The following is a 12,636-nucleotide window of genomic DNA, read 5'->3' as shown; positions in this document are numbered from 1 at the left end:
TTAAACGGGAGCTTCGACCGCCAGACTGAGACGGTCAACCCCGTGCATGGCATCTGCCGCCCTGACCAGGGTCAAGTGCGAGAATGCTTGCGGAAAGTTCCCGGCCATCCGATCTTCGTCTGTTGCGTACTCTTCGCTCAGCAGACCAAGCTCGTTGGCAAGCCCCACGAGCTTGTCCATCAAGACCTTTGCCTCGGCCTGGCGACCTGTGCGCGCATACTGCTCCACAAGCCAGAAAGAGCATGCGAGGAACGGATGTTCACCCGGCTCCAGGCCATCAACGCCGCTCTCTGTCCGATAGCGCAGCAAAAGGCCGTCGTCGGTAAGGAGTTCCTGTTCCAGCCGTGTGACGGTGCTGAGCATGTGCTTGTCGTTGTAGGGGAGAAAACCGACCTGGGGCATAACGAGTAGCGCCGCGTCTGTTTGCGTTCCGCCATAGGTCTGCGTAAAGGAGTCAATGCTCCGGTTGAATCCCTCGCGCATGATCTCTTCACGTAACCGGTCACGGAGTTGCTCCCACTTTTCAGCGTCTCCAGGAAGTCCATGGATCCGTACCGCCCGGATCCCACTGTTAAAGGCGGCCCACATCATCACGCGGGAGTGGGTGAAGTACTGTGCGGCACCACGCATCTCCCATAGGCCGAAGTCCTTGTCATCGATGTGTTTTTCGACGAATCCCAGGAGTACCTTCTGAAGGGCCCAGGAGAAATGGTCTTCCTTACCTCCGGCCATACGAAGTCTTTCCAATGCAACCATCACTTCACCGACAACATCAGCCTGGAACTGCGATACTGCGGCATTTCCAATGCGTACAGGCTTGGAGTTTGCGTAGCCAGGGAGGTGGGGGAGCTCGCGTTCAGGGAGCTCCCGTTCTCCGCCTATCCCGTACATGATCTGCATCTGCTCGGGATCGCCGGCGAGGGCCCGAAGGAGCCAGTTGCGCCACTGAAGTGCCTCCGTTTCGTAGCCATGGGTCAGCATCGATTCCAGGGTCAGGGCCGCATCGCGCAACCAGCAGTACCGATAGTCCCAGTTCCGCGGCCCGCCGAAATCCTCGGGGAGGGACGTGGTGGGCGCTGCGACTATGCCGCCGGTTTCAAAATGTGTGAGGGCCCGCAGTACCAGCAATGAACGTTTTACCGCATCCCCATAGGCGCCGTCCTGGCGGCAGTGACTTCCCCAGCGGCTCCAATAGTCAGTGGCTTCTTCGAGGGCCACATCAACGTCAGTCGCTGCCGGCAAGGGGCGATGCGAGGGGAACCACGTCAGTTCGAAATCCAGCTGCTCGCCCTCCGAAACGAGGAACTCTCCTTCGTGCCCGTGCGCGTGGGCATGCGGAAGATGAGGTCCCCTCAGTGCGAGAGCATCCGGACCGGCCATGGCCAACAGGACCGGCGCCGCCGTATGCGCATTGTCGCGGACACGGCTCATCCAAGGCAAAACCGTCGAATACCCTGGGCGGATCCGAAGTTCCTGGTGCATTTCTACACTGCCTTCCAAACCGGTCAGCCGGCGGACAAGGGATGATCCGTTGTCCCCCAGCGGCATGAAATCGGTTACCAAGACGGTTCCGCCACCGGACTTCCAGATGGTTTGGAGCACAAATGTCGAGTCAATATAGTGCCGGTCGACAACGGCAGCACCGGCCTCGCTGGGGGCCAAGAGCCAGTGACCGTGCTCATCGGTGCCTAGGATTCGGCTAAACACCGACGGTGAGTCGAAGCGTGGGAAACAGAGCCAGTCCACGCTGCCATCCCGGGATATGAGGGGACCGGTCTGAAGGTCCGATAGCAACGCGTAATCCTCTATGGGGGAAGCCATGCTCCACTCAATCACAATTTTTCATCCGGGTGAGGCCCGACCTCCCGCGGAAGCCGTCGTGCCCGGCCGATCGCTCGAGCTACCTATCAAAAGGGATGGTTTAAACCATCCCGAACTAGCGTTTCGCCTACCTGCAGATGACAGGACGATAGATGACAAGCCCACCTCCGGCGAAAGAGGACAGGTAGTTCCCTACCCAGCACTGCGTTACCTAGCGAGAAAGTCTGAGCGACATGACACGAGAAGAAGCCTACGCAAGGTGCCCCTCGGATTCGTACGTGGAATTTTATGGCGGCCAATGGCTGGTAGTCCCACTTGCGCCCGTCCAGCAGCCTGCCTTTTTCACGTGTCTGCCTGGTGAACGCCGGCTCATCCGCCATTGATCGCAAGAGCAGAAGCCTCAAACCTCCGCCACCGGAGCCGCAAACTGCGCCTCATACAACCGTGCATAAGCCCCACCTGCAGCCAGCAGCGAAGCGTGGGTCCCCTGTTCCACGATCTGCCCGGCCTCCATCACCAGGATGAGGTCGGCGTCGCGGATGGTGGACAGGCGGTGTGCGATCACAAAACTCGTCCGGTCGGACCGGAGGGCACGCATCGCCTTCTGCACCAGCACCTCGGTCCGGGTGTCCACCGAGCTCGTCGCCTCGTCCAAAATCAGGACAGACGGCCGTGCCAGAAACGCCCGCGCAATCGTCAGCAGCTGCTTCTCACCAGCGGACACGTTGGAGCCTTCATCCTCCAAAACCGTGTCGTAACCATCAGGCAGCGAGTGCACGAACCGGTCCACATACGTCGCCCGCGCCGCCTCCAGGATCTCGTCCTCTGAAGCAGATGGCCGCCCGTATGCGATGTTGTCCCGGATGGTCCCGCCGAACAGCCACGTATCCTGCAGCACCATGCCCAGCCGCGAGCGCAGCTCGCGCCGGGGCACTGAGGTGACGTCCACGCCGTCGAGCGTTATCCGTCCCGCATCCAGCTCGTAGAACCGCATCATCAGGTTCACCAGCGTGGTCTTGCCCGCTCCCGTCGGCCCAACGATCGCCACCGTCTGCCCCGGCTCCGCCACCAAAGAAAGCGAAGAAATCAGCGGCTTGTCCGGCGAATACGAGAAGGAAACAGATTCAAACACCAGCCGCCCCCGCCCAAACGCAGGACCCGAAGAAGCAACAGGCTCCGCAGACTCCTCCGGCTCATCCAACAACGAGAACACCCGCTCCGCGGACGCCACCCCGGACTGCAGCAGGTTGGCCATGGACCCCAGCTGAGCCAGCGGCATGGTGAACTGCCGCGAGTACTGGATGAACGCCTGCACGTCGCCCAGCTGCATGGCCCCGGACGCCACCTGCAGGCCGCCCACCACCGCGATCCCCACATACACCAGGTTCCCGATGAACGTCATGGCCGGCATGATCAGCCCGGAAATGAACTGCGCGCCGAAGCTCGCGTCGTACAGCTCCACGTTCTTCTGCCGGAACCGCTCCTCCACCTCGCGCTGCCGGCCGAACACCTTCACCAGCGCATGCCCGGTGTACGTCTCCTCGATCTGCCCGTTCAGCTCCCCCGTGTGCTTCCACTGCGCCACAAACAGCTTCTGCGAGCGCTTGGCGATCAGCGCCGTGATCCCCAGCGTCAGCGGCACCGTCACCAGCGCGATCAGCGCCAGCGTGGGCGAGAGGATGACCATCATCACCAGCACGCCCACCACGGTCAGCACCGACGTGACCGCCTGGCTGATGGACTGCTGCAGGCTCTGCGAAATGTTGTCGACGTCGTTGGTCACCCGGCTCAGCAGCTCACCGCGCTGGATCGAATCGAAATACCGCAGCGGCAGCCGGTGGATCTTCGCCTCGATCTCCTCGCGCAGCCCGAACACCGTCCGCTGCACCACCCCGTTCAGCACATACGCCTGCACCCACATAAACGCCGACGCCAGCACGTACAGCACCAGCGCCCACAGCAACACGGAGGACAGCGCCGCGAAGTCGATCCCCTGCCCCGGCGTCAGCGCCATGGGCGTCAGCATGTCCGCCTTCTGGCTCTCCCCCGCGGCCCGCAGCTGTGCGATCAGCTCCGCCTTGCTCACCCCGGCCGGCAGCTCCCGCGACACCACCCCGGAGAAAATCAGGTTGGTGCCCTCCCCCAGCAGCCGCGGCCCGATCACCGAGAGCGTCACGCTGGCCACCCCCATGATCAGCACCAGCAGCAGCCACGCCCGCTCCGGCCGCAGCGTGCCCAGCAGCCGCTTGGCCGACGGCCCGAAGTTCATCGCCTTCTCCGCCGGGACGTTCATCCCCGCGAACGGTCCGCCGCGTCCCGGTCCGCCCGCCGGACGGGGAATGCGTACGACGTCGGGAGTCCCCGTTTTCGAGGCCGCTGCGGTTCCGCCGGGGGCGGCAGAGTTGGGTCCGGCACTGCGGGGAGCGCCCGACGTCGGCCGGTTCTGCGTGCTCATACCGTCTCCTCCGCTGCCAGCTGGGAGGAGACAATCTCCCGGTACGTTTCGGACGTCTCCAGCAGCCCGCGGTGCGTTCCGCGCCCCACGATCCTGCCGTCGTCGAGCACTAAGATCTGGTCCGCGTCCACGATGCTGGACACGCGCTGGGCGATGATCACCAGCGTGGCGCCGGCGGTGTTGCGCTTGAGGGCCTGGCGGAGCCGGGCGTCGGTGCCGGTGTCCAGCGAGGAGAAGGAGTCGTCGAAGATGTACAGCTCGGGCCGTTTCACCAGGGCCCGGGCGATGGCCAGCCGCTGCCGCTGTCCGCCGGAGACGTTGGTGCCGCCCTGGGAGATGGGCGCATCGAGCCCGCCCTCCATCTCCTCCACGAAGTCGCGTGCCTGGGCGATCTCCAGGGCGGTCCAGAGCTCGTCCTCGGTGGCGTCCGGCTTGCCGTACTGCAGGTTGCTGCGGACGGTGCCGGTGAACAGGTAGGGCCGCTGCGGGACGAGGCCGATGTGCCCCCAGAGCAGGTCCGGGTGCAGCTCGCGGACGTCCACGCCGTCCATCCGCACCGAGCCGGTGGTGGCGTCGAACAGCCGCGGCATGAGGTTCACCAGGGTGGTCTTGCCGGCGCCGGTGCTGCCGATGATCGCCGTCGTCTGCCCTGCTTTGGCGGTGAAGCTGAGCCCGGAGAGGACGGGCTGGTCGGCACCCGGGTAGGCGAATCCGACGTCGCGCATTTCCAGCTCCCCGCGGCGCCGCCCGCCGGACGGAACCGCGCTACTCACGGGCTTTAGCGGCGGCCGGACGCTCGACTCGGTGTTCAGCACCTCGCCGATCCGGTCCGCGGAGACGGCGGCGCGCGGGATCATCACCGCCATAAACGTGGCCATCATGACGGACATCAGGATCTGCATCAGGTAGCTCAGGAACGCGATGAGGGTGCCCACCTGCATGGAGCCGTCCTCGATCCGGAACGAGCCGAACCAGATCACCGCCACGCTGGAGACGTTCAGCACCAGCATCACCACGGGGAACGCGAGCGCCATCAGCCGGCCGGCCCGCAGCGCGGTGTCAGTGACGTCGTCGTTGGCCCGGGCGAAGCGGGCGGTCTCGATGTCCTCGCGGACGAACGCGCGCACCACGCGGATGCCGGTGAGCTGCTCGCGGAGCACCCGGTTCACGGTGTCGATCCGCTTCTGCATCTTCCGGAACAGCGGCACCATCCGGGTGATGATCAGCCCCACCCCGATCATGAGCACGGGCACGGCGACGGCGATCAGCCAGGACAGCTGCACGTCCTGCCGCACGGCCATGATCACGCCGCCGATGGCGAGCATGGGCGCGGCCACCATCATGGTGGCGGCCATCAGCACCAGCTGCTGGACCTGCTGGACGTCGTTGGTGGAGCGGGTGATGAGGCTGGGCGCGCCGAACTTGGTGACTTCCTGCTCGGAGAACTCCCCCACCCGGGTGAAGATGGCGCCGCGGAGGTCCCGGCCCACGCCCATGGCCGCCTTCGCCCCGAAGTACACGGCAATCACGGCGCACACGATCTGCAGCAGCGTGATCGCCAGCATCAGGCCGCCCAGGCTGAGGATGACGCCGGTGTCCCCCTTGGCCACACCCTCATCGATGATGTCCGCGTTCAGCGTGGGCAGGTACAGCGACGCGATGGACTGCGCCAGCTGGAAAATCACGACGGCGATCAGCAGCTGCCGGTGCGGCCGCAGGTATTCAACAAGCAGTTTCCAGAGCATGGCGGCTCCAAGGGTTTGTCCCGCGATAAATGGTGCGGAGGTCAGTTTACGTCCGGCGGCTGGGAATGGGGACGGGTTTTTCGGGGGGGACAGCTGTGAGGAACCGAGGACAGTTGCGTGGCGGAGCATCCGCTCATCAGAACAGGAGAGGCGATAGCCGTGTGGTCAGTTCACGTGCCGCCTCCGCGTGTTCGGAGATTGTGGTGAATCGTTCCGCGGGGCCAGTGAGACACAGCGCCGCGCCCACTGAGCCGTCGGGCTGCCGCACGGGAAGTGCCAGGCTGGCGGATCCCGATTCGAGTTCGTTGATTTCCGAGGCCTGGCCGTTGAGCCTAATTTCCGCGAGTTGCTTGTACAGCTGGCCGCTGTCGGTAATGGTGTCCTCGGTCAGCTTCACCAGCTGGCCGCTCGGAAGCGGGAAGACCGAATTACCAAGTTCAGCGAGCATCAGCTTCCCCGGGGCGGAGGTGTGCGGGTACCGGAGCATCTCGTAGACCGAGTGGAGCGGATAATCAGGATCTTCATCGGCGATCCGGAGGGACGCGCTCCTGAACATAAAGAGGTGCACGGCGAAACGGTTTCCCTGCCGGAACTCCTCCAGGACGGTGCGGGCCGCGGTGGGAACAGTTGGCGGGTTCGCCGCTGTCACCAGTCCTGAAATTGCGTGGCCGAGCGCGAATCCGCGGAGATCTGAGGTGCGGACCAGATATTCGTCCCCGACAAGCGCATTCAAAAGCCTGTAGGCGGTCGCCGGAGGCATGCGCAGGGCGTCGGTGATCTCTTTCGCCGTTGTCCCGGTGCCGAACCGTGCCACGATCTCCAAGAGCCTGAGCGAATTTGACGCTGGGCCGGAACCGTAGTGTGAAGGTCTGTAGTTCATTTGATCGGCCCGCCATGAAACAGGTCTGATTCGCGGGTCTCGTCGTAGATGCCCACTGACGCCAGGCGCATTGGTAACCGGCGGTGAAGGTACATGGCGTAAATGACGCTGGCGAGAAGGACACCGGCGTAGATGAGAGTCTGCAGGTTGCCTGTTCCAATCGATGTTGTCGCAGCCATCCAGAGCACCGCACCGAGGACCAGGGAGGTTGCTGCTCCAAGTACCCAGCTGGCGTACGTGTTCTCCCCGATCCTGCGCAGGAAGAAAGGCAGGGACGCGCTGGCAAGGATGTAGGACCCCAGGTATCCGTAGGCGCCCAGCGTGAAGAGGTTGGCGAGGCCCTCCTCAGGACTTGCTCCGAAGATGATGATCGCGATGGGGACGATGGCCACAACCGGCATGACGGCCAGGATCGCCGTCGAAGGTGTCCGAAAAGCGGGGTGTGTCCGGCCGACTGCCCGTGGGGCAACGCCTTCCCTGCCCATGCAGAAGAATATCCGGGCCAGGGCGTTCACAGATGCGATGGCGCACGCAAACCACGATGCGGCGATTCCCAGGTCAAGGACTGCGGCGAACACCGGGGAAGTCTGGGAAAACAGGTCAGACAACGGTGTGGAGCTTGCTGTTATGTCTGACGGTGCATCTCTGAGGGCTACGTCCTGGGCGGTCGCGGCGAGGAGATAGAGCACGCCCGCCAAGATGGGGGTCCAGGTAATGGCCCGTGGCACGCTGACGAAGGGTTTCTGCGCCTCTCCTCCGAGTGTGGTTGGGCTTTCGAATCCGACAAAGGCACTGACGGCCACGACGATTGCGATCGATAACGAATCAAAATGTCCGTTCCACGCAAACACAGTCCCGAGATTGACCTTCGGCTCGTTGAAGGCGAAGTAAACGACCATGAGGACGGCGAGGATTCCAATTGAAATGGATTCCATTAACAGCGTGGACCACGCGGATAACTGGATCCCCCTGATCATGAGGAAACAGGCGGCGCCTGCAGCGGCAAGAATGACCAGCACCGCTAAAACCTCAGGATCGGCGACGGGGATGCCCAGGTTGATGAACAGCTCAACGACATACATGCCAACAGCCAACAGACTGGCCATGGCCACAAGGCCGTACCCGAAGATGGCCGACCAGCCGGCGGTAATTGCCGTCCGTTGGCCAAGTCCCTTGGCTGTGTAGCTGTAGAGCCCGCTGACGGCAGCCATGCGCTTTGCCATCGGTCTCAGACATAAGGCAACCAGGATCATGACTGCCATGGCTGCGCCGAATGTCAGCACAAGGTTCGGTCCATCGGATCCAAAGACAAGACCCGGAAAAATCAGGGCCGGGATGACGGTCATGGCGCCCGCGGGCGCCACGTTGGCTACTGACTGCGCGAAGACCGGCAGGAAGGAAAGCTTCCGGCGGCTCAGGCCCTCCACGGGAGAGCGGGGCGTGATGAAGCGATCACCGCGGGCAGACACTGGGACCAACTTTCCCTCCGGCATGCAGGCTCGTCTTTGATTTCGCGTGACACACGTCACCGGCCAGAGGTGCCAAACATTAGCATTCCCGGCCCTCGATGACGGCGGCGAACGCGTTTGTGAATGTTTCCAGCATGTTAACTGCGGTGGGAAGATTCAGCCTCAAATTTCTCACGGACCGACCCGCCCAGCCCGCTCCCGAATGTTTCCAACATGTTAACTGCGATGGGAAAATACCGCCGTGAATTTCTCACGTAAATATCCACAAAAGGCTCGCCTGGCCGAGTTGAATGACGTAGTTTTCTTACACAGACCGAATGCAAGTGATCTGCATCACGCCAGAAGGGGCCGGAGTAAGTGCTCGGCTGACACTCTGGAAACAGAGGATGCCAATTACAAGCGATCCCTTCTCCAGCCTCAACCGGGTTCGGGGAGGGTCTTTTAGCGCAGCATCGTATGTACGAAAGAATTAGCAGTTCTGGGAAATCCAAAGATTAACAGTTCTGATATTCCGTGGATCTTTTATCCTTTATCCCGCGATGGCAATAAAACCATGCTGGCTGCCAGCTATAAGCGCCGTTATTTTGATTAGAAACCAAGGAGAAACCATGACTCTCAACACTGAAATCCACACCGAGGTGGGGGTTGCGCACCCTCTCGACCCGTTGTCCCGCGCCGAGATTTCCCGGGCGGCGTCCATCCTGAAGGACGGCCCGGCCGCGGCAGAAACGTTCCGGTTCATCAGTATTGAGCTGCGCGAGCCGGACAAGGAACTGCTCCGGACCGGCGCCGCGACGGTCCGCGAGGCAGACGCCGTCCTCGTGGACCGTGCCGAGGGACGTTCCTACGAAGCGATCGTGGACCTGGACTCGGGCATCGTCTCGAAGTGGACCCAGCTGGCCGCCCACATCCACCCGCCCTTCATGCTCGACGAGTTCGCAGAGGGTGAAGAGAGCTGCCGCAAGAACCCCGAGGTCCAGGCCGCCCTCGCCAAACGCGGCATCACCGACATGTCCCTGGTCTGCTTCGAACCCTGGTCCGTGGGCTACTTCGGCGAAGACAACGAAGGCCGCCGCCTGATGCGCGCCCTGGTCTTCGTCCGTCAGGAAGCCGACGACAGCCCCTACGCACACCCGATCGAAAACTTCATCGTCATCGTGGACCTCAACTCCGGCGACGTCGTCAAAGTCGAAGACGACCAGGCCATCCCCGTCCCGTCCGCCAGCGGCAACTACCTGCCCAAATACGTCGGCCCCGCCCGCACCGACCTCAAACCCATCTCCATCACCCAGCCCGAAGGCGCTTCCTTCAACGTCACCGGAAACCACGTCCAGTGGGCCGACTGGTCCTTCCGCGTCGGATTCACCCCCCGCGAAGGCCTGGTCCTCCACCAGCTGAAGTTCCGCAACAAAGACACCGAACGCCCCGTCATCAACCGCGCCTCACTCTCCGAAATGGTCGTCCCCTATGGCGACACCGCCCCCGTCCAGGCCAAAAAGAACGCCTTCGACTCCGGCGAATACAACATCGGCAACATGGCCAACTCCCTCACCCTGGGCTGCGACTGCCTCGGCGAAATCAAATACTTCGACGGCATCACCGCCGACAGCCACGGCAACCCGCTGACCATCGAAAACGCCATCTGCATGCACGAAGAAGACGACTCCATCCTCTGGAAGCACTTCGACTTCCGCGAAGGCACCACCGAAACCCGCCGCAGCCGCAAACTCGTCATCTCCTTCATCGCCACCGTCGCCAACTACGAATACGCCTTCTACTGGCACCTCTTCCTCGACGGCAGCATCGAATTCCTCGTCAAAGCCACCGGCATCCTCTCCACCGCCGGCCAGAAACCCGGCGAGAAAAGCCCCTACGGCCAGACCCTGAACAACGACGGACTCTACGCCCCGATCCACCAACACATGTTCAACGTCCGCATGGACTTCGAAATCGACGGCCCGAACAACGCCGTCTACGAAGTAGACATGGAAATCCCCGAAGACAACCCCACCCACACCGCCTTCATGGCAGTGGACCGGCTACTCGAAACCGAACAAGCCGCCATCCGGAAAACCGACTCCTCCAAACACCGCTTCTGGAAAATCGCCAACCGCGACAGCAAGAACATCGTGGACGAACCCGTCGCCTACCGCCTCATCCCCACCGACGGTATCCAACTGGCCGCCGGCGACGAATCCTACGTCAGCAAACGAGCCCAATTCGCCCGCAACAACCTCTGGGTCACCGCCTACGACCGCACCGAACGCTTCGCCGCCGGCGAATTCCCCAACCAAGCCACCGGCGCCGACGACGGCCTGCACATCTGGACCCAAAAAGACCGGAACATCGTCGACCAAGACCTCGTAGTCTGGTACACCTTCGGCATGCACCACGTCGTCCGCCTCGAAGACTGGCCCATCATGCCCCGCCAAAACATCGGCTTCATGCTCGAACCCCACGGCTTCTTCGACCAAAACCCCACCCTCAACCTCCCCAGCAACGAAAACCGAACCGAAACAACCACCACCGAAACATGCTGCACCACGGACTGACAGTCCCTAACTGAGTCCGCGGGAGCGCGATGATTCGTCACGGCGCTCCCGCGGACTCGCCTCGCCACAAGGGCGAATCCTGTCGGACCTTCCTATGTGCCTGGACGTTCGCGCATCGGGGTCCGTCCCATACTTGCTGGCCGCCAGAGGCGTCAAGGCAGTAAAGATCACATGACGTTCAGTTCATCAAAGGAGATGTTATGAGTGAAAATCGTTTGGATGAAGGCGATGACCTGAAAAGGTCGATTAACTGGAAGCAGGGTGCGGCCATCGCGCTGGGTGTTCCCATGCTGATCCTGCCCTCGTTGGGCTACCTGCCGATGTATGTATCCGCCGCAGCAATTCTTATCTGGGGAATATCCGTCCTTCAGGGCTTTTTGCAGAACGCCGCGTATGCCGAGATGGCCACCACCTTTCCCAAGGCCTCCGGCCTGCCAGGCTTTGCGCAGCATGTGTTCCGCACCGAAAACTACAAGGGCAAGTACGACAAGGGCAAGCTGATCGGCGGCTTCACCGCCTGGAGCTACTGGTTTGGCTGGAACCCGATCCTGGCGATCTTCGCCATCACGGCCGGCGGATACCTGCATGGGCTGTTTCCGGCGCTGGGCGACACCTTTACCGAATATCAGCTCGCTTTGATTTCGGGTCTGGTGATCTTCGGCGGGTTGTTCATAGTGAACTGGTTCGGCCTCAAGGATGGCGCCCTCCTGGGCTACATCCTGGCAGCCATCTCCCTGATCCCGCTGGTTATCCTGGCGGTGGCGCCTTTTGCTACCGGACACGTTGACCTGGCCAACATCACCGGCAACTGGTGGCCCACTGACTGGGCCTGGGACATGCACCATATCCTGATGCTCTTTGGCATCTTTGCCATCGCACAGTGGAGTGCCTGCGCCTGGGAAACGGCGGCCATCTACGGCCCCGAATACAAAAACCCGTCCAAGGATGTCCCCAAGGCGCTGCTCGCCTGCGGGATCATCTGCCTCGTCCTTTATGTACTGCTGCAGGCGGCAGTCATCGGCGTGCTCGGTGTCGAGGGTGTTCAGGAACAGTCTGTATCGCCCCTGATTCCGGTGGCTCAGGCCGCCTTTGGCCAGGCCGGGTCAATAATCACCATCATCATGCTGATCGCCGCCATGGTGCTGATCATCCAAACGGCTTACCTGGGTTCCTCCCGCGCCATGCACTCCATGGCGGTGGAAGGCAACATCCCCAGGGTCTTCGGCAGAACCAACCGCCACGGAACCCCCTTTGTTGCCCTGCTGGTGATCGGAGCCTTCAACCTGGTGCTCATTTCCATGGGAAACGCCGCGGCAATTCTTGCGGCCTCGGCGATTGGCTACACGTGCGCCAACGGCATCAGCCTCTTCGCCTATGTCAAAGCCAAGAAGCACCCCGCTTTCGCGAACCTGGAAAGGCCCTTCAACGCACCCAAGGGCTGGACGAACGTCTCCATGATCTTTGGCCTGTTCAATGTGCCGCTGTGCCTGATTGGCGTGGTCTACCTGAATAGCCTGGAAATCGGCTGGACTTCAACCTGGGTCGGCTTCCTCGTACTGGCGCTCTACCTGCCCATCTGGTTGTATTCCCAGCACGAATCGCGACGCACGAAGCCTGAAGCAGCTGCTCCCCCTGCAGTTCACGCCGCCGACGAGCGGGAAAAGGTCCTGGACCTTACCTAAGGAAATCTGCACCTACCGGTCCCCGGCGCTAG

7 protein-coding genes are annotated in these 12,636 nt (G+C 62.1%); 2 read left to right on the top strand and 5 right to left on the bottom strand.

What is annotated here, in order from left to right; genetic code table 11:
• The 5 genes from MUN23_RS11175 to MUN23_RS11155 all read right to left on the bottom strand — a co-directional run bounded on the left by MUN23_RS11175 (position 1) and on the right by MUN23_RS11155 (position 8,370).
• Complete coding sequence (locus MUN23_RS11175) at positions 1–1,821, bottom strand: glycoside hydrolase family 15 protein (RefSeq protein WP_248763878.1); 1,821 nt, start codon at positions 1,819–1,821, stop codon at positions 1–3.
• 400 nt (positions 1,822–2,221) lie between these two features.
• Positions 2,222–4,276, bottom strand: coding sequence for an ABC transporter ATP-binding protein (locus MUN23_RS11170; protein ID WP_305886587.1), 2,055 nt, complete (start codon positions 4,274–4,276; stop codon positions 2,222–2,224).
• The gene (locus MUN23_RS11165) at positions 4,273–6,021 is read right to left on the bottom strand and encodes an ABC transporter ATP-binding protein (RefSeq protein WP_248763877.1); all 1,749 of its coding nucleotides are present in this window, start codon (positions 6,019–6,021) and stop codon (positions 4,273–4,275) included. Before MUN23_RS11165 ends, MUN23_RS11170 begins: the two co-directional genes overlap by 4 nt.
• A gap of 136 nt (positions 6,022–6,157) precedes the next feature.
• Positions 6,158–6,901: an IclR family transcriptional regulator gene (locus MUN23_RS11160; RefSeq protein ID WP_248763876.1), complete on the bottom strand. Its 744-nt coding sequence runs from the start codon at positions 6,899–6,901 to the stop codon at positions 6,158–6,160.
• Complete coding sequence (locus MUN23_RS11155) at positions 6,898–8,370, bottom strand: APC family permease (protein ID WP_248763875.1); 1,473 nt, start codon at positions 8,368–8,370, stop codon at positions 6,898–6,900. Before MUN23_RS11155 ends, MUN23_RS11160 begins: the two co-directional genes overlap by 4 nt.
• Positions 8,371–8,978: 608 nt before the next feature.
• On the opposite strand from MUN23_RS11155, the gene MUN23_RS11150 reads away from it, so the two are divergent.
• Positions 8,979–10,922, top strand: a complete 1,944-nt coding sequence (locus MUN23_RS11150) for a primary-amine oxidase (protein WP_248763874.1) — start codon at positions 8,979–8,981, stop codon at positions 10,920–10,922.
• 200 nt (positions 10,923–11,122) lie between these two features.
• Positions 11,123–12,604 (top strand): APC family permease, encoded by a 1,482-nt coding sequence (locus MUN23_RS11145; protein ID WP_248763873.1) that lies wholly within the window; start codon positions 11,123–11,125, stop codon positions 12,602–12,604.
• Positions 12,605–12,636: the final 32 nt, after the last annotated feature.

Origin of the sequence: Pseudarthrobacter sp. SSS035, assembly GCF_023273875.1 — a bacterium.
Taxonomy (GTDB): Bacteria; Actinomycetota; Actinomycetes; order Actinomycetales; family Micrococcaceae; genus Arthrobacter.
This window is presented reverse-complemented; position numbering and strand designations above follow the sequence as displayed.

Excerpts from the sequence above, each read along its gene's own strand:
- MUN23_RS11175 (WP_248763878.1), bottom strand. The coding sequence starts at position 1,821 with ATGGCTTCCCCCATAGAGGATTACGCGTTGCTATCGGACCTTCAGACC.
- MUN23_RS11170 (WP_305886587.1), bottom strand. The coding sequence starts at position 4,276 with ATGAGCACGCAGAACCGGCCGACGTCGGGCGCTCCCCGCAGTGCCGGA.
- MUN23_RS11165 (WP_248763877.1), bottom strand. The coding sequence starts at position 6,021 with ATGCTCTGGAAACTGCTTGTTGAATACCTGCGGCCGCACCGGCAGCTG.
- MUN23_RS11160 (WP_248763876.1), bottom strand. The coding sequence starts at position 6,901 with ATGAACTACAGACCTTCACACTACGGTTCCGGCCCAGCGTCAAATTCG.
- MUN23_RS11150 (WP_248763874.1), top strand. The coding sequence starts at position 8,979 with ATGACTCTCAACACTGAAATCCACACCGAGGTGGGGGTTGCGCACCCT.
- MUN23_RS11145 (WP_248763873.1), top strand. The coding sequence starts at position 11,123 with ATGAGTGAAAATCGTTTGGATGAAGGCGATGACCTGAAAAGGTCGATT.